Genomic DNA, 20456 nt, shown 5'->3' with positions numbered 1-20456 from the left:
TCACCCTCGCGCTCTGGTCAGCCTAGCCAGCCGGAACAGGGTGACCTTGATCAAGAGCTTGATTCTCGGCACCCAGGCATACGCAAGCAGCGTTCGCAACGCCAGCTTCGTGTCTATGCGGCACAGGGCATCGAAGACATCCGCAGGGATCATGCTAGTGACCTTACCTGTCGGTTTCATGAAATCGAGGTTGCCCGTCCACGGCAGCATGGCTGCCAGTTCGTTCTCGCTGAGTTCGCCGCGCTCGATGCAAGCGAGGTAGCGCGCTTTCACCGCCTCCACCGAGTTGACCCGCTGCACCGCCTCCACCACCGGGGCACTGGGCCGGGGCTGGGCAATGCTGGCCAGCAGCTGGTCCACGCTGGCCACCTTCAGGCTGTCCGCGGGTGAGTAGCCCTGGATCGGCGCCACCAGGCCCACGCAACGCCGGCCTTTGAGCAACTGCTCGGCGAACGCCGTGCCACCGGGTATCGGGTAGCTGTCCAGGTAGAAGTCGGCTTTTTCCGCAAAGGCCAGGTAGGCTTTGTACGGCAGATGGCGGCGGATGAAGAAACGCCTGGGGTAGCGCAACTTCACTGTCCACCACCAGGTGTTGGTCAGGGGATTGGCACCGATGATCCAGCACTCGGCATTGGGGAAGCGCTGGAGAATCGCCGTGATCGACGGGCGCATGTCCAGGCCGCCGTGGGGCTTGTACTTGGCCGCCGAGGCAGCGCTGAACACCTTGATGCGCTGGTGAGTGGGCACGGCATCCGTCACTTTGGCGCCGCTGGTCTCGATCGGGATAGCCAGGAAGCTCTTCTGGCAGGTGAGGTGCTTTTTCTTGTCCAGGTGGTGCCCGTAGGCGCTGATCTCGAAATACACATCGGCCACCGACGCGCCAAAGCTGAACACGTGGTCGGCGTGATTGACGAAGTACACCGTCAGCGCGGCACCACGCTGCTGCTTCAGCAGGCCACAGGCTACGGTGGTGATGATGTCGTCCGGATGAATGTGCAGCACCACCTTGTCGTACTGCGACAGGGTGTCGACGATGGACTGCAGGCGGGCGCACGGGTCATCGCCGCGCGCCACCTCGATATGGGCGAAATAGCCTGCCAGGCGTTCGAGCACCTGGGGCTTGGCGCTGCGCGCGACCAGCAGGTCGACAGGCCCCTCGTGCATGTGCGCCAGGCGCTCCATCAACCGGGTGTGCCCTCCTTGCATATAAGGTTCGCTGACCACATGCAGGCAGCCGCGCGATACCCCGCAGGCAGCCGGCAGCGTGACCTGGTTGGCGCAGCGAGCCACCAGCTGGCGCTCCAGGGCAGCGGCGTCGTAGATACCCAGGTCCACCGCCCAGAGCAATGCCCCATAAACCTGTGCCTGCACCAATGCCTGCGCAGCTTCAGCGCCAAGGATGCGTCCATGTAACTGTTCGATGACGTCCTTCATCTTTACTCAGCTCCGCGCCGTATCGCCAACAATAATGTGCAAACGACGGAATACCGAGAAATACATGACGATTCCGTACAACAGGTAGTTTGCCGCGTAAGCAAGGGTAACTTTTTCATACCCCCACAGCTGGGTGAAATACACAGTCAGTGCATACAGCGAAAGTGTCGAGAGAATCTCGGTGACCAGATACAAGCGGGTAAGCGCCTTACCGAGCATCAGGTAGGCCATCAGCCAACTGACTACTTTCAGGCTGTCTCCGACCATCTGCCATGCGAACAGTTCACGCATGGGCAGAAATGACTCCGAGAACAGCACATGGATGATGAAGTCCCTGAGCAGGTAGATAACCAGGCCGGCAGCAACAGTCAGGGGCAGGATGAGCTTGTACCCTTGGAGGATTTCCCGACGCAATTCACCTGCATCGGAAAGCTCCGAGAGCCTGGGCAGGTAATAGACCGCAAGTGTCGTGGTGATCAACATGAGATAGGCCGTGCTCAAACGCCACATGGCCTCCCAGTAACCTGCATGATCCCAGCCGAACTCCGTTCCCAGGTAGTCCCGGATGAACACATGACATACGGGCAGCGAGCACGCCGTCACCACGGCCATGAGGGCAAACTTTGCAAGCCGGGACAGGGACTGCCTGTCCAGCGCGCCGATAAAACCGGTAAGGCTGAACCACTGCGTGCGCATGCAGATGACCAGGGTCGCCACGAAGCTCAACGACTGGTACACAGCCAGCGAAACCAGCGCACCGTACAAACCCAGCGTGATGGTCAAGGCACAAGTCACCACCAGCGATATCAGGCTGCCGAGAATGTTGGCAAGCACATAGCGCCGAACATCCTTCTTGCCGTTCAGAATGCCCAGCAGCAACGAGTTGAAAGCAAAAAACACCAGGGTAGAGGCAAACCACACCAATACCGGCGCAAGTGTTTCATCATTGAAAAACCAGCTGGCCAATGGTGCTCGCAGGACCACGATCAGCACGGCCAGCACACACGAAACCAGCAGTGACAACGTCCCGGCAGTTCGCCAGATCCTGTATTGCTCATCTGGACGATCAGCAAACTCCGCCGTGTACTTGGTTACCCCTGTGCTGACAGCGCCGCTGGCCAGTGTGGTGAACATGGTCACGGCGTTCTGCAACTGCCCGATCGCCGCGTAACCCGATGGCCCTACATAAAGGGCCAGCACCTTGTTGAGCCCCAGCAATGTCGCCATCTTTACAACAACAGCAATAGCATTCAGCAGACTGGTCTTGATCAACGTCATGAATTATTGCCCGGACACAGTAAAACTGTTGCAGGCATCGATGACCGTCTGGATGTCCGTGTCGCTCATGGTTGGGTCCACAGGCAGGCTGAGCACCTCATCATGAATCTTCTCAGTCAGCGGCAGGCTCAAACCGTTGTACTGGCGGTAGGCCTGTTGCTTGTGAGGCGGGATCGGGTAGTGAACCAGCGTCTGTACACCCCGCTCGCGAAGGTGTTGCTGCAGTTCGTTTCTGTGGGCCGTCCGTACCACATACAGATGCCACACATGCTGCTCGGCAGCGCTATTCTGCGGCAGGGCGATATGAGTATTGTGAATGCCTGCGCGGTAGCACGTGGTGATATGCCGGCGCCGGCTGATTTCGTCATCGAGATACTTGAGCTTCACGTCCAGCATTGCCGCCTGGATCTCGTCCAGGCGGCTGTTCACACCAACGTACAAGTTCTTGTATTTCTCATGGGAACCATAGTTTCTGAGGGCCCGCAGCACTTCCGCCAACTCGGCGTCCGAGGTGGTGATTGCCCCGGCATCGCCGAGCGCGCCCAGGTTCTTGCCTGGATAGAAACTGAAGCCCGAAGCATTCCCCCAGTTGCCTGCCCGCTTGCCATCGATAGAGGCGCCATGGGCCTGGGCCGAGTCTTCGAGCACCAGCAAATCATATTCGGTGGCAATCTCGTTGATCGCCTTCATGTCTGCAATCTGCCCATACAAGTGCACGGGCAGGATGACCCGGGTCTTGTCGGTGATCGCCTGGCGAATGAGGGAGATATCGATATTGAACGTTGCAGGGTCCGGCTCGACGAGCACCGGCTCCAGTCCGCTGGCGGTAATTGCCAGGATGCTCGCAATGTAGGTATTGGCTGGAACGATGACTTCATCACCCTGCTTCACTCGCCCCAGTTGCTTCCAGGCGGTCAAGGTCAAGGTCAGCGCATCCAGGCCGTTTGCCACGCCAACGCAATGAGCGGTACCGCAATAAGCGGCAAAGTTGCTTTCAAAGCGGGCCAGAGCGCTACCGCCGATGTACCAGCCGGAGTCGATCACATCGGCGCACGCCTGCAACAGTTCTTCGCGATACTGTTTATTGACGGCCTTCAGATTCAGAAAATCAACCATGCTCTAGCTCCCTTATTATTTTTGCCGGATTACCCACTACCACGCAGTAATCAGGTACATCCTTGGTCACGACAGCACCGGCACCTACCATGGCATGTCGGCCAATCGTCACGCCCGGGAGCAATGTCGCATTCGCACCGATGCTGCAGCCTTCCTTCAGCACAGTGACTTCGTAAGCTTCGGGGTAGCATTTGGAGCGCGGTACCCTGTCGTTGGTGAATGTAGCATTGGGGCCAATGAAGACATTGTCCTCGATCACCAGCCCTTCCCAGAGATACACACCGCTTTTCACGGTGACGTTGTCCCCGACTACAACCCCTCCCTCGATCAGGGTGTGGGCGCAAATGTTGCAGTTACTGCCAATTCGCGCACCTTTGAGGATGACCGCATATTGCCAGATCCTGGTTTTCTCACCGATGGCATCGGTTTGTACATCGGCCAGGGCATGAATACTAGGCATGGGCGATCAGCCTCTTGAAGTCATCATAACTGCGAATGTAATCGCGTTCATCGTAGGTTTCACTGGCGATGACCATGAGTACACAGTCCTCGCTGAAATCATGCATTTCACGCCAGACCATATTCTTGATCAGCAGGGCTTTCTGTGGTGCGTCAAGCACATGGTCAACCCGACCGGTGCCGTCATCCAGGGTCATGCGGCAACTGCCGGCCAGGCAGATGATCAGTTGCTGGAGATCCCGGTGAGCATGGAAACCGCGGCTGACGCCGGCCTTGGTACCGAAAATGTAGTAGACACGGCGGATGGCGAACGGGATGTTCAGTGCCTTTTCAATGCTGATCAGGCTTCCGCGATCATCACCGATGATAGGAAGGACAAGGTCCTCCGCCTGCCCTTTCAGAATCAAGGGTGGCAGATCAGCTTCGGCAAGGCTTGGCGCTACCGCATCCTTGTCACTGATCAGCAGCCCCTCGACCTGTGGCCACTCGATGGCCAGGTCCGGGTCATCCCAGGCAATGCTGCGTTCATGCTCTTTGGAATAGACATCGGTGGTGCGGTACTGGAACACCGTATCTTCTTCCAGCGCGATGAAACCGTGGGCGAAGCCTTCCGGCACCCACATCATCTTGCGGTTAGCCGCCGATAGCTCCCTGCCTACCCACTGCCCAAAGGTAGGGGAGCCTTTGCGGATATCCACCGCCACATCGAACACCGCACCCTGAACCACACTTACCAACTTGCCCTGGGCAAACGGATAAAGTTGATAGTGCAAGCCGCGCATGACACCCTTTTTGGATAAAGAGCAGTTTTCCTGAACAAAAGAAGGTGGAAGGGTAATACCTTGCGCACTGAGCAGAGCATGGAATTTAGGCTCGCTATAAGACTCATAGAACCAGCCCCTGTCGTCCTCGAAGACGGTTGGTTCAAAAACGACTACGTCCGAGATATTTGTTTCTATGAGCTTCACGCAACCAGCCTCTTGTTAAAATTCATCACTATCGATTCGACTCTTCCGCAGCATGCAGGCTCGGGGAGTGGTAGCTCAGGCGCGCCCCACACGGCGCTCCCTTTCAGCAGAAACCAAATGGGTAAGTGCGGCCAGGAGTACGCCGAGAATCAACCCCGCGAACACGCCCCCTGCGACAATGAGCAATTTGCGAAGCCGGACCGGGCTATCAGGCACCTCGATGGCACCATCCTGCTGAAATACCTCGATCACCGCCGGGTTCAGCTGCAGGTTGCGGTAGAAGTCGAGCTTCTCCTGAACCTCCCGCAAATCAGCGACGAAGGGGTCGTCGGATTCCCGACCGCGAAGGTTTGCAAGCTCTGCCTCAAGGGCCTGGCTGCCCCGCATGTAGGTCAATGCCCCCCGCATATCGCCGGACACTTCAGCATTCATGCCACTGGCAATGATGGGGGGCTTGCTCAGCTTCACTGCCTTGGCAACTTTCAGCGCCTCTTCCAGGCGGGCGATTTGATCTTCACGCTGCTTGTGCGCCGCCTCCCGTGCGCTGCGGATCTGCTGCTCCAGGTTCTTGACCAGCACCTTGACTTCAGTATCAGCGTCTTCGACCAGTGCCTTTTTAGCAGTGTCACTGGCCATTTCCGAAAAGCGCGTTACCCACTTCACACTCATCTTGGGGTCGTCGCTCAGCGCCCTGATTAAAAAGCGCTCGGCACTATCCCCCGCCACCGGACCAACAGTCAATACCTTGCCAAATTGGTCATAAAGTGCATCTTGAGAGCCTTGGCGAGCGGCCTCTGGCAAATTAGGCAAATAGACCGTGCGAAAGAACTGGCGCCGCAGAGACTCAGACTGCAGGGCGCGCAGGTAAATCGCGTAAACATCCTTGGATGTGAACACTTCGAGGCCACTGCCTTCGGTGCGACCATAGTTCAATTGGGCAATATCATTTTTGGTCGGCGGCAGGATAAAAGACTTGGCTTCGTACATCGGGGTCTTGAGCGAGATATAAACAAGCGCAGCTGCAGTAACTAAAACAATGCAGGAGAGGATGAGCAGTTTGCGACTCCACAATACATGCCAAAGTTCGAGAACATCAACTTCGTCATTTTCGACTCCGGGGCTACGTTCATTTCGCATTTGCTCTTGTTTTCCTTAGATCCGACCATTTGCATGAGCCCTATGCCAGCGAGGCCAAGCCTTGTCTGCAGCTGATCCGACGTAGAGACCAGCTGAACCTTAGCGTAGCGGCATTTTGCCCATCCGCCGTAGACCGCACGAAACGTGCCTACAGCTTTAGCACTTATCCAATCTAAGAGGAAGGTACCGCCAACAAAGTTCCACAGCAGCCCGGCTAGCCGACGGCCTGCGGTCCGCTACAGGGCAACCGTGACGTCGACGTCCTTACCGCCGCGCTTGCGTAGCGCTTGGGCCAACGATGCTTTCGCCCGGGACTCTCCGTGCACCAGCACAATCGCCCTGGCGGCTTTTGCACCACCCAGCGCGAAGCTCACCAACCCCTCCTGGTCCGCATGGCCAGAGTAACCCGGCAAGGTTACGACTTTTGCGCGCACCTCATACATACATCCATCCAGGTCAATCTGCACAAACCCTTCCGCCCCTTCACTGGCCTGTATCACCGCACCCGGCGTGCCCTTGGCCTGATAACCTACAAACATCACCTCATGCCGCGGGTCCTCCAGCATGGCCTTCAGGTAATTGACGATGCGCCCACCCGAGCACATACCGTTACCGGCAATCACGATCGCCGGCCGCCCGGTGCTTTTCAGGTAATTGACCACCTGCTGGTGACGGGCATGGGTGTCCACGCTGATCAACTGGCTGAAACCCAGTGGGTCACGCCCCTCGGCAAGGCGCGCCCTGGCTTCGGCATTCCAGTAATGGTGCAGTTCCCGGTACACGCTGGTGATGCGCTGGGCCAGGGGCGAGTCGAGGATGATAGGCAACTGCGACCAGTCGAGCGGGTCGCCAGCGAGGGCCGGGCCGGCTTTGTTCAGCAAGGCCTTGCGGTGGAGAATGCCTTCGAGCTCATACAGCAACTCCTGGGTGCGGCCGAGACTGAAGGCTGGAATGAGCAGCGTGCCCTGGTCGGCCAGGGCGCGGTCGATGGCCGCTTCCAGCCGCTGCTGGCGGTCGCCGGCAGGCGGGTGTAGACGGTCGCCGTAGGTGCTTTCCAACACGAGGACATCGGCCCGTTCCGGAGGCTGCACGGGGCGCAGCAAGGGGTTGCCACAAGCACCGAGGTCACCGGAGAACACGTAGCGGGTGTTGGCTTGTTCGTACTGCACGTCGCATTCGACATAGGCCGAACCCAGCAGATGGCCGGCGCGCTGCAGGCGAACGCGACAGTTGAGACCGGGGTGCTCGACCAGGGTGTGCCATTGCTCGAAAGGCAGGGGCACGATCAGGTCGCGGATGAATTTGAGGTACCTCGCCACATGGGCGGGCTGGCTACTGATGCTCAGCTTGTAAGCGTCTTCCAGCACCAGTGGCAGCAGCCGGGCAGACGGCTCGCTGCACAGGATGGGGCCACGATAGCCTGCCGCCAGCAGCGCCGGGATGCGACCAACGTGGTCGAGATGCACATGGGTGATGACCAGGGCCTGAATGCCCTGCACGTCGAAGCCCAGTGGCGCCGACGCTGCGCCTGGCGCCGCCTCGGCGCCCTGCTCCAGGCCGCAGTCGATCAGCAGGCTGCTGGACGGGCCGAGGTGCAGTTGATGGCAGGAGCCGGTGACGCCGCGGGTACCACCGTGATGGGAAAGGACGGGAAAATCCATGCTGCGCACACTCGCCTGGGCCGAAAATGAAGTGCGTTATTACTCCATGACGGCCGGCACAGGCATAGGTGAAACTTTCCCAAGCAGGTGTAGGAAATGTCCTTAGTTATCGCTCAGTGCTGCCTGACGGGCAGAAGCCCTGATCTTGCGCTTGCTCCGCTGCACGCCGTAGGCGCCCAGCAGCGGGCCGACTGCCAGGCCAATGACCAGCGCGGCCAGGACCAGCACCGCGACCGGCATGGCCGGGGCTGCCCAACCGAACAGGACCAACGAGACGGTTTGCTGGTTCTCCAGCACGAAGAACAGCACCACAGCCGCCAACAGCAGCACGAACACCGCCGCCAGGGCGCGCTTGAGGTTACGCATCAGATTGCTCCTTGTGGAATCAGGTGTGGGCCTCATGCTCTTCTTCATTGACCCGGTCGCGCAGTTCTTTGCCGGGCTTGAAGTGCGGCACGAACTTGCCTTCGAGGCTGACCGACTGGCCGGTCTTCGGGTTACGACCTACGCGAGGGGCGCGATAGTGCAGCGAGAAGCTGCCAAAACCGCGGATCTCGATACGATCGCCAGTGGCAAGGCATTGTGACATCTGCTCAAGCATGGTCTTGATGGCCAGCTCCACGTCCTTGGACGAGAGCAGCCCCTGATGGGTGACAATACGTTCGATCAGCTCCGACTTCGTCATATTTTTCCCTTCGTTATCAAGCAGCTAGATCATTGCTTAACCAGTTTGTAGCACGCTGGGAGGGATTTGAACAGGGTGGTTCTTGACTTAATAAAAAAATTCAAGATTGAAGTTTTGCAGGAATGGTCTAGCTGGCGAGATTGGCAGGCCCGGCCTCATCGCCGGCAAGCCAGCTCCCACAGGTACAGCGCAGGGCTCAAGAGTTGCGCTGTACCTGTGGGAGCTGGCTTGCCGGCGATGGGCCGCAAGGCGGCCCCAAATAGCTTAACTGACAGGCATTAGGGCTTGCCCGCGAACACGGGCGAAGCCCTTGCCATCCACTACCCTCCCCTGGGCTCAGGCCAACTGCTGCTGGGTACTCGCCTGGGAAAAGCGCTTGCGCATCGCCAAGGCAGGCTTCTCTACCAACTGCCACGAGACATACCCCGCCAACCAGGACGCCGGCACGGCAGCCAACATCAGCCAGTAAGGCCCGGCCCATGGCATCGCGGCAGCCAACACTTGCTGGAGCGGAAATGCATACAGGTAGATACCGTACGAGTAATCCTGCACAAACGGAGGCAGTTTCACCTGCGGGCAGTAAGCAAAGTACAACGTGCCGTAAAGGGTCAGGATGGCAAAGGTGAACACCTCAAAGCGCCCCCCCTTGCTCAGCAAGAACAGCCCGGCACAGGCAAGCAGCAGCCACCACCCATGCGGAATAACCGCCCGACACGAATAGAACGCCGAACCCGCCAGGAAACATACCACCAACTTGAACGGGTACTCCCCATAAGCCGGATGCAGGGTATGCAGCCCCAGCGCAATCACCAGCGCCGCCAGTGTCAGCCCTGCCATTGGCCTGCGACAAACCTTGGCCACCAAGCACCAACACCCCCAGCACCAGGTACATGCGCATTTCCAGCGGAATGGTCCACAAACTGCCATTGACCGAAACCCCATGGAAGCGCGGGGTAAAGTTCACCCCAGGCAGCACGAACTGGGCATCCTTGAATATCAGCAGCGGGCTATAAACGTACTTGTAAACCTGGCCTTTCGCGAAATACTCGGCCAGCGGCAACGAGGTAACCACAGGCCCCAGCACAAAGGCCATGAGCAACAGGCACACCAGCAAACCCGGCAAGATCCTCAGTGCACGCGCCAGGTAGAAATCCCGAGCACTATTCCTCTCACCACTGGCAGCGATCAAAAACCCGCTAACCATGAAGAACACTTCAACGCCCAAGCTGTGTACCGGCACCGGCATACCCAGCAGCAGCGCCGGGTCGGTACACCCCAGGCACTCCAGGTAGGACAATGCAAAGGAATGCCCAACCACCACAGCGGTTGCCGCCAGCAACCTGATAATCAGGAAATTGTTATCACGCCCGCGACCTGTCATTACGTCGCCAAACACCAACATCATCCCCCTCCCCCGGTATGGTCCATTTCCGGCATAAAAAAAGGCGACCCAAGGGTCGCCTTTTTTACCGATCAAACAGAACTCAGTTCTGCTTGGCCATTGCTTCGCGCAGCAGCGCAGCCATGGTGGTATCGGCAGCCGCTTCCGGAGCGTTTTTCAGGCTCTGGATGGCTTCGCGCTCTTCAGCATCGTCCTTCGACTTGATGGACAGGCTGATAACGCGGGACTTGCGGTCAACACTGATGATCTTGGCTTCGATCTCTTCGCCTTCCTTCAGGACGTTACGCGCGTCTTCAACGCGGTCACGGCTGATTTCGGAAGCTTTCAGAGTAGCTTCGATGTCGTCGGCCAGGGTGACGATGGCGCCTTTGGCGTCAACTTCTTTCACGATGCCCTTGACGATAGCGCCCTTGTCATTGACAGCAACGAAGTTGGAGAACGGATCGTCTTCCAGCTGCTTGATGCCCAGGGAGATGCGCTCGCGCTCTGGGTCGACCGACAGGATGACGGTTTCCAGCTCGTCGCCCTTCTTGAAACGACGTACGGCTTCTTCGCCGGTTTCGTTCCAGGAGATGTCGGACAGGTGAACCAGGCCGTCGATGCCGCCGTCCAGGCCGATGAAGATACCGAAGTCGGTGATCGACTTGATGGTACCGGTGATCTTGTCACCCTTGTTGAACTGGCCGGAGAAGTCTTCCCATGGGTTGGACTTGCACTGCTTGATGCCCAGGGAGATACGACGACGCTCTTCGTCGATGTCCAGAACCATGACTTCCACTTCGTCGCCAACCTGAACGACTTTCGACGGGTGGATGTTCTTGTTGGTCCAGTCCATTTCGGAAACGTGTACCAGACCTTCAACGCCTTCTTCCAGCTCAGCGAAGCAGCCGTAGTCGGTCAGGTTGGTAACGCGAGCCTGTACGCGAGTACCTTCTGGGTAACGGGCAGTGATAGCTACCCACGGATCTTCGCCCATCTGCTTCAGACCCAGCGAAACGCGGTTGCGCTCGCGGTCGAACTTCAGAACGCGTACGTCGACTTCGTCGCCAACGTTAACGATTTCCGATGGGTGCTTGATGCGCTTCCAGGCCATGTCGGTGATGTGCAGCAGGCCGTCGATACCGCCCAGGTCCACGAAGGCGCCGTAGTCGGTGAGGTTCTTGACGATACCCTTGACCTGTTGGCCTTCCTGCAGGGTTTCCAGCAGGGCTTCGCGCTCGGCGCTGTTCTCGGCTTCCAGCACGCTGCGACGGGAAACGACAACGTTGTTGCGCTTCTGGTCCAGCTTGATGACCTTGAACTCCAGCTCTTTGCCTTCCAGGTGGGTGGTGTCGCGCACAGGGCGGACATCAACCAGGGAGCCCGGCAGGAACGCACGGATGCCGTTAACGTCGACAGTGAAGCCGCCCTTAACCTTACCGTTGATAACGCCCTTGACCACTTCTTCGGCGGCGAAAGCTGCTTCCAGAACAATCCAGCACTCGGCGCGCTTGGCTTTTTCACGGGACAGCTTGGTTTCGCCAAAGCCGTCTTCGACCGCGTCCAGCGCAACGTGAACTTCGTCACCGACCTTGATGGTCAGCTCGCCAGCTTCGTTGTAGAACTGCTCGAGCGGGATGACGCCCTCGGACTTCAGGCCAGCGTGTACGGTAACCCAGTCGCCGTCGATGTCGACAACGATACCGGTGATGATGGCACCCGGCTGAAGATTGAGGGTTTTCAGGCTTTCTTCAAAGAGTTCTGCAAAGCTTTCGCTCATTTTAATTCCTGTAGATTCGGGCGAAACAGACGCCCATCGCCACATTCCAGACAATGTGGGTTTGTTTTAAGTAAAGGAAAGCCGGCAGGACGTTGACTGGTGCCCCTGCCTGCTCTCCTGGCTATCAGAGAAGGTCGCGCAGCGCGATCTCGCTCCTGATACGTTGCAACACCTGCTCGATGGACAACTCGGTAGAGTCCAACTGAATGGCATCGTCCGCTGGCTTCAGCGGGGCCACTGCACGTTGGGTGTCGCGCTCATCGCGCGCACGAATCTCATCCAGCAGACTCGACAGACTAACATCTTCACCCTTGCCCTTCAACTGCAGGTAGCGGCGACGTGCCCGCTCCTCCGCGCTGGCGGTGAGGAAGATTTTCAACGGCGCATCCGGGAACACCACTGTGCCCATGTCGCGGCCGTCGGCGATCAGGCCCGGCGCCTCGCGGAATTCGCGCTGGCGCACCAGCAGCGCATCCCGCACCGCCGGCAGCGAAGCAACCATCGAGGCACCGGCACCGACGGTTTCGGTGCGGATGACATTGCTGACGTCCTCACCCTCGAGGATGATCTGTTGCAGCTTACCGGGCTCGGCGGCGACAAACTGCACATCCAGATGGGCGGCAAGCTTGGTCAGCAGCTCTTCGTTGGTCAGGTCGACGCCGTGGTTGCTGGCGTTGAACGCCAGCAAGCGGTACAGCGCGCCGGAGTCCAGCAACCTCCAGCCCAGCTCGCGAGCCAGCAGCCCGGCGACCGTGCCCTTGCCCGAACCGCTTGGCCCGTCGATGGTGATGACCGGCGCCAGGGCACTCACGACTTGCCCTCTTCCGCCACGCGGATGCCCACTTCGGCGCACAGCGCCAGGAAGTTGGGGAACGAGGTGGCGACGTTGGCGCAGTCGTGGATGCGGATCGGCGCGCTGGCACGCAGCGAGGCAACACTGAAGGCCATGGCGATACGGTGGTCACCGTGGCCGTGCACTTCGCCGCCGCCGAGCTGGCCGCCGTCGATGATGATGCCGTCCGGGGTCGGCTCGCACTTGATGCCCAGGGTGATCAGGCCGTCGGCCATGACCTGGATGCGGTCGGATTCCTTCACCCGCAGCTCTTCGGCACCACGCAGCACGGTACGCCCTTCGGCGCAGGCAGCGGCAACGAACAGTACCGGGAACTCGTCGATGGCCAGTGGCACCAGCTCTTCAGGAATGTCGATACCCTTCAGCCTGGCACCGCGCACACGCAGGTCGGCCACCGGCTCGCCGCCGACTTCCCGCTGGTTTTCCAGGGTGATGTCGCCGCCCATCAGGCGCAGGATGTCGATTACGCCGGTGCGGGTCGGGTTGATGCCAACGTGTTCCAGCACCAGCTCGGAGCCTTCGGCAATGGACGCCGCCACCAGGAAGAACGCCGCCGAGGAGATGTCGGCCGGCACTTCGATACGGGTGGCAGTGAGCTTGCCGCCGGACTGCAGCGAGGCTACTGGGCCATTGCTCTCGACACTGTAGCCGAAGCCGCGCAGCATGCGCTCGGTGTGGTCACGGGTGGGTGCAGGCTCGGTGACGGTGGTCTTGCCTTCGGCGTACAGACCGGCCAGCAGCAGGCAGGATTTGACCTGGGCACTGGCCATCGGCAGCGTGTAGGTCAGCGCCTTGAGCTTGTGGCCACCGCGGATGGTCAACGGCGGGCGGCCTTCAGGGCCGGTCTCGACCACGGCACCCATTTCGCGCAGCGGGTTGGCCACACGGTTCATCGGGCGCTTGGACAGCGAAGCGTCGCCGGTCATGGTCACGTCGAACGGCTGGCCGGCCAGCAGGCCCGACAGCAGGCGCATCGAGGTACCCGAGTTACCCACGTACAGCGGCCCGGGCGGCGGCTTGAGGCCGTGCAGGCCAACGCCGTGAATGGTCACGCGGCCGTGGTTGGGGCCTTCGATGACCACCCCCATGTCACGGAATGCCTGCAAGGTCGCCAGTGCGTCCTCACCTTCGAGGAAGCCTTCGACCTCGGTGATGCCTTCGGCCAGCGAGCCGAGCATGATCGAGCGGTGGGAAATCGACTTGTCGCCCGGTACGCGGATTCGCCCGGACAGGCGGCCACCGGGTTGGGCCAGGAAAATCAGATCGTTGGCGTTCATAGCGTCCACATAGGCCCGGCGGGCCAGGATTTTACTGAAATGCTCGCGGGCAACGCGTGCGCGGGTGAATACACCCAGCAGCTGGTGCCCGTCCCCTTCTGCGATCGCGTCGCGCAAGGCGTCGAGATCGCTGCGATATGTATCAAGCGTGCGCAGGACAGCGTCGCGGTTGGCGAGAAAAATGTCGTGCCACATGGTCGGGTCGCTGCCAGCGATTCTCGTGAAATCGCGGAAGCCTCCCGCAGCGTACCGGAAGATCTCGAGGTTTTCATTGCGCTTGGCCAGCGAGTCGACCAGGCCGAACGCCAGCAGGTGCGGCAGGTGGCTGGTGGCGGCAAGCACTTCGTCGTGGCGTTCGACCGACATGTGTTCCACATCGGCGTCCAGTGCCCGCCACAGGCGGTCGACCAAGGCCAGGGCGGCCGGGTCGGTTTCGGCCAGCGGGGTGAGAATGACCTTGTGCCGGCGGAACAGGGTAGCGTTGGAGGCCTCTACCCCGCTCTGCTCGGAGCCGGCGATGGGGTGGCCGGGGACGAAGCGCGGCAGGCAGGCACCGAAGACGGCTCGCGCCTCACGGACGACGTTGCCCTTGGCACTGCCGACGTCGGTAATGATGGCAGTACCGAGGTCGAGCCCGGCCAGGCGGGCCAGCACTTTTTCCATGGCCAGGATCGGCACGGCCAACTGGATGACATCGGCACCGACACAGGCGGCGGCAAGATCTTCTTCGCAGCGATCGACCACGCCCAGGGCCACGGCCTGCTTGCGCGAGGGGGCGTCCAGGTCGACACCGACCACTTCGCGGCACAGGCCGCTTTCACGCAGGCCCTTGGCGAACGAGCCACCGATCAGGCCGAGGCCGACTACGACCAGGCGGTTGATGATTGGCGCGGGTTTGGTTGTTACTGCTTTTACCACTGGTGCGAACCCTGTTCAGAAATCTAGACAGCCTGCGAGGCCCATTGGGGCCGCTGTGCGGCCCTTCGCGGGCACGCCCGCTCCCACAGAGTTCGACATCACGCTGTCACTGTGGGAGCGGGCGTGCCCGCGAAGGGCTGCAAAGCAGCCCCAAAGGCCTTGAATCAAAGCACCGCCTTCGGATACGACCCCAGCACCTTCAGCGCCACAGCCTCCTGGCTGATCTGCTCGAGCACCGCCTTGATAAGCGGGTCGCGGTGGTGGCCGACAAAGTCGATGAAGAACACGTAGGTCCACTTGCCGCTGCGCGACGGGCGGGTCTCGATGCGGGTCAGGTCGATGCCGTTCTGGTGGAACGGTACCAGCAGTTCGTGCAAGGCACCCGGTTTGTTGCTCATCGAAACGATGATCGAGGTCTTGTCGTCGCCGGTCGGCGGCACTTCCTGGTTGCCGATCATCAGGAAGCGCGTGGAGTTGTCCGGGCGGTCTTCGATCTTCTCGGCCAGGCGGGTCAGACCGTACAGGTTGGCCGCCATGTCGCCGGCGATCGCCGCCGAGTTCCACTCGCCCTTGACCCGCTTGGCCGCCTCGGCATTGCTCGACACGGCCACGCGCTCCACGTTCGGGTAGTGCGCGTCCAGCCACTTGCGGCACTGGGCCAGCGACTGGGCGTGGGAATAGATGCGGGTGATGCTGTCGGTCTTGGTGTTCTCGCCCACCAGCAGATGGTGGTGGATACGCAGCTCGACCTCGCCGCAAATCACCATGTCGTGCTCAAGGAAGCTGTCCAGGGTATGGCTGACCGCGCCTTCGGTTGAGTTTTCCACCGGCACCACGCCGAAGTTGACGGCACCAGCCGCCACTTCGCGGAACACTTCGTCGATGGCCGCCATCGGCCGACTGATCACCGCATGGCCGAAGTGCTTCATGGCCGCCGCCTGGGTGAAGGTACCTTCAGGGCCGAGGTAGGCGATTTTCAGCGGCTCTTCCAGGGCCAGGCACGACGACATGATTTCGCGGAACAACCGCGCCATCTCTTCGTTGTCCAGCGGGCCCTTGTTGCGTTCCATCACACGCTTGAGCACGGCAGCTTCACGCTCGGGGCGGTAGAACACCGGCTTTTCGCCTTCCGCCAGCGAGGCGGTCTTGACCTTGGCCACTTCCTGGGCGCAACGGGCGCGCTCGCTGATCAGCTCGAGGATCTTCTCGTCGAGGCTGTCGATGCGAACGCGCAGCGCCTTCAGCTCGTGCTCGGACATCAGCCGTGCTCCTTCTCGAATTCGGCCATGTAGGCCACCAGGGCTTCGACTGCTTCAAGGCCCAGGGCGTTGTAGATGGAGGCGCGCATGCCGCCTACCGAACGGTGGCCCTTGAGGTTGAGCAGGCCACGGGCATCGGCACCGGCGAGGAAGGCCTTGTCCAGGCGCTCGTCAGCCAGGCGGAACGGCACGTTCATCCACGAACGGGCGTTGTGGCTGATCGGGTTGGTGTAGAACTCGCTGCTGTCGATGAAACCGTACAGGCGGTCTTTCTTGGCGCGGTTGCGTTGCTCCATGGCATCGACGCCACCCTGCTCTTTCAACCACTCGAACACCAGGCCCGAGAGGTACCAGGAGTAGGTGGCCGGGGTGTTGTACATCGAGCCGTTGTCGGCCGAGACCTTGTAGTCGAGCATGGTCGGGCAGCAGCTGCGGGCGCGGCCCAGCAGGTCTTCGCGCACGATCACCACTACCAGGCCGCTTGGGCCGATGTTCTTCTGCGCCCCGGCATAGATCAGGCCGTACTGCGACACGTCGATCGGGCGCGAGAGGATGTCGGAGGACATGTCGACCACCAGTGGTACGTCACCGGTTTCCGGCACCCAGTCGAACTGCAGACCACCAATGGTCTCGTTGGATGCATAGTGCACGTAGGCCGCGTTGCTGGTCAGCTTCCACTCGTTCTGGCCCGGGATGGCCAGGTAGTCGTAGGGCTTGGCGCTGGCGGCGACGTTGACGTTGCCGAAGCGGCGCGCTTCCTCGATGGCCTTTTTCGACCAGATGCCGGTTTCGATGTAGTCGGCGGTGCCGTTTTCCGGCAGCAGGTTCAGCGGGATTTCGGCGAACTGCTGGCTGGCGCCGCCCTGCAGGAACAGCACCTTGTAGTTGGAGGGGACGGACAGCAGGTCACGCAGGTCCTGCTCGGCCTTTTCGGCGATGGCCACGTAATCGTCGCTGCGATGGCTCATTTCCATCACCGACAAGCCCTTGCCACGCCAATCCAGCATTTCGGCCTGTGCGCGCTGCAGCACTGCGTCAGGAAGCGCGGCAGGGCCTGCGCAGAAGTTAAAGGCTCGTTTGCTCACATCCACTCTCGCTCTAATAGATCTAAAAAGCTAGTTCTGCGGGAACCCTGTGGGAGCGGGCTTGCCCGCGAACACCGGCGAAGCCGGCGCCATGCATCGCGGCGCCTGATTCGCGGGCTTGCCCGCTCCCACAGGGCCAGGCATTGCCCGGCCTGATCAGTCAAACGGGGCGACCTTGGTCGCCCCGTTCGGGTTTTACGCTTACTCCTGCGGGGCCTCTTCGGCGCCGGCAGCGTCTTCGTTGTCCGGTGCTTCAGCCTCGACGCCCTCTTCGTCCGTCTCGATCACATCATCGAGTTCGTCCTCGGAAGGCTCCTGGATACGCTCCAGGCCCACCAGTGTCTCGTCGCTAGCCAGCTTGATCAAGGTCACACCCTGGGTGTTACGGCCCAGGCTGGACACTTCGCCAACGCGGGTACGCACCAGCGTGCCCTGGTCGGAGATCAGCATGATCTCTTCGCCTTCCTGCACCTGGATGGCGCCGATCAGCAGACCGTTGCGCCCCTTGGTGCCCATGGCGATCACGCCCTGACCACCACGGCCGCGACGCGGGAACTTGGACAGCGGGGTGCGTTTGCCAAAGCCACGCTCGGAAGCGGTGAGGATCTGCGCGCCGGATTCCGGGATCAGCATGGAGATGATCTGCTGGCCCTTGCCCAGCTTCATGCCGCGCACGCCACGGGCGTTACGGCCCATCTCGCGCACCACGCTTTCAGCAAAGCGGATCACCTTGCCGGCGTCGGAGAACATCATCACTTCCTTGGCACCGTCGGTGATGGCCGCGGCGATCAGGGTGTCACCTTCCTTCAGCTTCAGGGCGATCAGGCCGTTGGAGCGCGGACGGGCGAACTGCACCAGCGGGGTCTTCTTCACGGTACCCGAAGCGGTGGCCATGAAGATGTAGGCGCCGGTCGGCTCGGCCACCCACTCAGGGGTGTCGCCGTCTTCCTCGTCCACTTCCTCGGCCTCGACCACTTCACCTTCGAGCACGGTGTCTTCCGCATCCTCCAGCTCTTCGTCGGCGTCAGCGTTCTGCTGCAGGGCCTCGAGGTCGATCTGCAGCATGGCGGTGATGCGCTCACCTTCTTCCAGCGGCAACAGGTTGACCAGCGGGCGGCCGCGGGCGGCGCGGGACGCTTCGGGGATGTCGTAGGTCTTCAGCCAGTACACCTTGCCCTTGCTGGAGAACAGCAGCAGGGTGGCGTGGCTGTTGGCGACCAGCAGGTGCTCGACGTAGTCCTCGTCCTTCACCCCGGTAGCCGACTTGCCTTTGCCGCCACGGCGCTGGGCCTGGTAGGCGGACAGCGGCTGGGTCTTGGCGTAGCCGCCGTGGGAAATGGTCACCACGCGCTCTTCTTCCGGGATCATGTCGCCGTAGTTGAGGTCGTGGCGCGCATCGAGGATTTCGGTACGGCGGGCATCGCCATATTCGGCGCGAATGGCTTCCAGTTCTTCGCGGATCACTTCCATCAGGCGCTCGGCGCTGCTGAGGATGCGGATCAGTTCGCCGATCTGCTCGAGGATTTCCTGGTACTCGGCCAGCAGCTTCTCGTGCTCCAGGCCGGTCAGGCGGTGCAGGCGCAGGTCGAGAATGGCCTGGGCCTGTTCCGGCGACAGGTAGTACTTGCCCTCACGCAGGCCGTACTGCTCCGGCAGGTCCTCGGGGCGGCAGGAATCGGCGCCGGCGCGCTCGACCATGACCTGCACGGCACTGGATTCCCACGCAGTGGAGACCAGCGCCTCCTTGGCTTCGGACGGGGTCGGCGAGGCCTTGATCAGGGCAATGACCGGGTCGATGTTGGACAGCGCGACCGCCTGGCCTTCGAGGATATGGCCGCGTTCGCGGGCCTTGCGCAGCTCGAACACGGTACGGCGGGTCACCACTTCACGGCGGTGACGGACGAACGCTTCGAGCAGGTCCTTGAGGTTGAGCAGGCGCGGACGACCGTCTACCAGGGCGACGACGTTGATGCCGAATACGCTCTGCAGCTGGGTCTGCGAATACAGGTTGTTGAGCACCACCTCCGGCACCTCGCCGCGACGCAGCTCGATGACGATGCGCATACCGTCCTTGTCGGACTCGTCGCGCAGCTCGGTGATGCCTTCGATCTTCTTCTCTTTGACCAGCTCGGCGATCTTCTCGATCAGGCGCGCCTTGTTCAGCTGGTACGGCAGTTCGGTGACCACGATCTGCTGGCGGCCGCCAACCTTGTCGATGTCTTCGATCTCGGAGCGGGCGCGCATGTAGATGCGACCACGGCCGGTGCGATAGGCCTCGATGATGCCCTGGCGGCCGTTGATCAGGCCGGCAGTCGGGAAGTCCGGGCCGGGGATGTGCTGCATCAGCTCATCGATGGTGACTTCGGGGTTGTCGATGAGTGCCAGGCAGCCATCGATGACCTCGCCGAGGTTGTGCGGCGGGATGTTGGTCGCCATGCCCACGGCGATACCGCTGGAACCGTTGACCAGCAGGTTGGGAATACGGGTCGGCATGACCGCCGGGATTTGCTCGGTGCCGTCATAGTTGGGCACCCAGTCGACGGTCTCCTTGTGCAGGTCGGCCAGCAGCTCGTGGGCCAGCTTGGCCATGCGCACTTCGGTGTATCGCATGGCTGCGGCGTTGTCGCCGTCCACCGAACCGAAGTTGCCCTGGCCGTCGACCAGCAGGTAGCGCAGCGAGAACGGCTGGGCCATACGCACGATGGTGTCGTAGACCGCGGTGTCGCCGTGCGGGTGGTACTTACCGATCACGTCACCGACCACACGGGCGGATTTCTTGTACGGCTTGTTCCAGTCGTTGCCCAGTTCGCTCATCGCATAGAGAACGCGGCGATGCACGGGCTTCAAGCCGTCACGCGCATCGGGCAGCGCTCGCCCGACAATCACGCTCATCGCGTAGTCGAGGTAAGACTGTCTCAGTTCGTCTTCGATATTGACCGGGAGGATTTCTTTGGCCAGTTCGCCCATGAGAAGCCTGATTCCTTTTTCTGGTGAAACTTCGCAGCTCCATCAAGGGCCGAACGAAGCTCGCCGCCGCAGCGCATAAGGGTGCGACGACTTACGACAAATCAATGAGTTGTGCCATGGATCTGCGCAATGAAGGCCGCCGTGATGGGCGGTCTTGGAAACTGCCGGATGTTATCACAAAGGCATGGGAGGTGGGGA

Annotated in this window: 17 protein-coding genes and 1 pseudogene; all 18 read right to left on the bottom strand. The window is 60.8% G+C overall.

Annotated features, from left to right (window positions below):
- Entirely contained in the window at positions 1 to 1434 is a 1434-nt protein-coding gene (locus QIY50_17470; GenBank protein ID WGV19191.1) for a hypothetical protein, read from the bottom strand.
- 6 nt (positions 1435 to 1440) lie between these two features.
- On the bottom strand, positions 1441 to 2712 hold the full coding sequence (locus QIY50_17465; GenBank protein WGV19190.1) for an O-antigen translocase: 1272 nt from the start codon (positions 2710 to 2712) through the stop codon (positions 1441 to 1443).
- A 3-nt stretch (positions 2713 to 2715) separates the two neighbouring features.
- Complete coding sequence (locus QIY50_17460; protein ID WGV19189.1) at positions 2716 to 3828, bottom strand: DegT/DnrJ/EryC1/StrS family aminotransferase; 1113 nt, start codon at positions 3826 to 3828, stop codon at positions 2716 to 2718.
- The gene (locus tag QIY50_17455; GenBank protein WGV19188.1) at positions 3821 to 4288 is read right to left on the bottom strand and encodes an acyltransferase; all 468 of its coding nucleotides are present in this window, start codon (positions 4286 to 4288) and stop codon (positions 3821 to 3823) included. Before QIY50_17455 ends, QIY50_17460 begins: the two co-directional genes overlap by 8 nt.
- Positions 4281 to 4694 (bottom strand): FdtA/QdtA family cupin domain-containing protein, encoded by a 414-nt coding sequence (locus tag QIY50_17450; GenBank protein WGV23081.1) that lies wholly within the window; start codon positions 4692 to 4694, stop codon positions 4281 to 4283. Before QIY50_17450 ends, QIY50_17455 begins: the two co-directional genes overlap by 8 nt.
- Before the next feature lie 21 nt (positions 4695 to 4715).
- Positions 4716 to 5255: pseudogene (gene rfbC / locus QIY50_17445) on the bottom strand (dTDP-4-dehydrorhamnose 3,5-epimerase).
- Positions 5256 to 5330: 75 nt separating this feature from the next.
- Entirely contained in the window at positions 5331 to 6392 is a 1062-nt protein-coding gene (locus tag QIY50_17440) for a Wzz/FepE/Etk N-terminal domain-containing protein (GenBank protein WGV19187.1), read from the bottom strand.
- 236 nt (positions 6393 to 6628) lie between these two features.
- Positions 6629 to 8053, bottom strand: a complete 1425-nt coding sequence (locus QIY50_17435) for an MBL fold metallo-hydrolase (GenBank protein ID WGV19186.1) — start codon at positions 8051 to 8053, stop codon at positions 6629 to 6631.
- A gap of 102 nt (positions 8054 to 8155) precedes the next feature.
- Entirely contained in the window at positions 8156 to 8419 is a 264-nt protein-coding gene (locus QIY50_17430; protein WGV19185.1) for a lipopolysaccharide assembly protein LapA domain-containing protein, read from the bottom strand.
- Positions 8420 to 8438: 19 nt separating this feature from the next.
- Positions 8439 to 8738: an integration host factor subunit beta gene (gene ihfB, locus QIY50_17425; protein ID WGV19184.1), complete on the bottom strand. Its 300-nt coding sequence runs from the start codon at positions 8736 to 8738 to the stop codon at positions 8439 to 8441.
- A 336-nt stretch (positions 8739 to 9074) separates the two neighbouring features.
- Entirely contained in the window at positions 9075 to 9368 is a 294-nt protein-coding gene (locus QIY50_17420) for a hypothetical protein (protein ID WGV19183.1), read from the bottom strand.
- 1 nt (position 9369) lies between these two features.
- The gene (locus QIY50_17415) at positions 9370 to 10215 is read right to left on the bottom strand and encodes an acyltransferase family protein (protein WGV19182.1); all 846 of its coding nucleotides are present in this window, start codon (positions 10213 to 10215) and stop codon (positions 9370 to 9372) included.
- A gap of 7 nt (positions 10216 to 10222) precedes the next feature.
- Positions 10223 to 11899, bottom strand: a complete 1677-nt coding sequence (gene rpsA, locus QIY50_17410) for a 30S ribosomal protein S1 (GenBank protein WGV19181.1) — start codon at positions 11897 to 11899, stop codon at positions 10223 to 10225.
- Between the two features lie 124 nt (positions 11900 to 12023).
- Positions 12024 to 12710 (bottom strand): (d)CMP kinase, encoded by a 687-nt coding sequence (gene cmk / locus QIY50_17405; GenBank protein ID WGV19180.1) that lies wholly within the window; start codon positions 12708 to 12710, stop codon positions 12024 to 12026.
- A complete protein-coding gene (locus QIY50_17400; protein ID WGV23080.1) occupies positions 12707 to 14914 on the bottom strand; it encodes a bifunctional prephenate dehydrogenase/3-phosphoshikimate 1-carboxyvinyltransferase in 2208 nt (735 codons plus the stop codon). Before QIY50_17400 ends, cmk begins: the two co-directional genes overlap by 4 nt.
- Positions 14915 to 15111: 197 nt before the next feature.
- Positions 15112 to 16206: a prephenate dehydratase gene (gene pheA, locus QIY50_17395; protein ID WGV19179.1), complete on the bottom strand. Its 1095-nt coding sequence runs from the start codon at positions 16204 to 16206 to the stop codon at positions 15112 to 15114.
- Positions 16206 to 17291 carry a 3-phosphoserine/phosphohydroxythreonine transaminase gene (gene serC, locus QIY50_17390; GenBank protein WGV19178.1) on the bottom strand — a complete coding sequence of 362 codons (1086 nt, stop codon included), beginning with the start codon at positions 17289 to 17291 and terminating at the stop codon, positions 16206 to 16208. The genes pheA and serC overlap by 1 nt, the downstream gene beginning before the upstream one ends.
- 201 nt (positions 17292 to 17492) lie before the next feature.
- On the bottom strand, positions 17493 to 20258 hold the full coding sequence (gene gyrA, locus QIY50_17385; protein WGV19177.1) for a DNA gyrase subunit A: 2766 nt from the start codon (positions 20256 to 20258) through the stop codon (positions 17493 to 17495).
- Positions 20259 to 20456: the final 198 nt, after the last annotated feature.

Origin of the sequence: Pseudomonas putida, from assembly GCA_029953615.1 — a bacterium.
Classification (GTDB): Bacteria; Pseudomonadota; Gammaproteobacteria; order Pseudomonadales; family Pseudomonadaceae; genus Aquipseudomonas.
This window is presented reverse-complemented; position numbering and strand designations above follow the sequence as displayed.

Bases quoted from the DNA above. Each gene is read 5' to 3' on its own strand.
- QIY50_17460 (WGV19189.1), bottom strand. From the start codon at position 3,828: ATGGTTGATTTTCTGAATCTGAAGGCCGTCAATAAACAGTATCGCGAA.
- QIY50_17455 (WGV19188.1), bottom strand. From the start codon at position 4,288: ATGCCTAGTATTCATGCCCTGGCCGATGTACAAACCGATGCCATCGGT.
- QIY50_17435 (WGV19186.1), bottom strand. From the start codon at position 8,053: ATGGATTTTCCCGTCCTTTCCCATCACGGTGGTACCCGCGGCGTCACC.
- ihfB (WGV19184.1), bottom strand. From the start codon at position 8,738: ATGACGAAGTCGGAGCTGATCGAACGTATTGTCACCCATCAGGGGCTG.
- QIY50_17470 (WGV19191.1), bottom strand. From the start codon at position 1,434: ATGAAGGACGTCATCGAACAGTTACATGGACGCATCCTTGGCGCTGAA.
- gyrA (WGV19177.1), bottom strand. From the start codon at position 20,258: ATGGGCGAACTGGCCAAAGAAATCCTCCCGGTCAATATCGAAGACGAA.
- rpsA (WGV19181.1), bottom strand. From the start codon at position 11,899: ATGAGCGAAAGCTTTGCAGAACTCTTTGAAGAAAGCCTGAAAACCCTC.
- QIY50_17440 (WGV19187.1), bottom strand. From the start codon at position 6,392: ATGCGAAATGAACGTAGCCCCGGAGTCGAAAATGACGAAGTTGATGTT.
- QIY50_17430 (WGV19185.1), bottom strand. From the start codon at position 8,419: ATGCGTAACCTCAAGCGCGCCCTGGCGGCGGTGTTCGTGCTGCTGTTG.
- pheA (WGV19179.1), bottom strand. From the start codon at position 16,206: ATGTCCGAGCACGAGCTGAAGGCGCTGCGCGTTCGCATCGACAGCCTC.
- QIY50_17465 (WGV19190.1), bottom strand. From the start codon at position 2,712: ATGACGTTGATCAAGACCAGTCTGCTGAATGCTATTGCTGTTGTTGTA.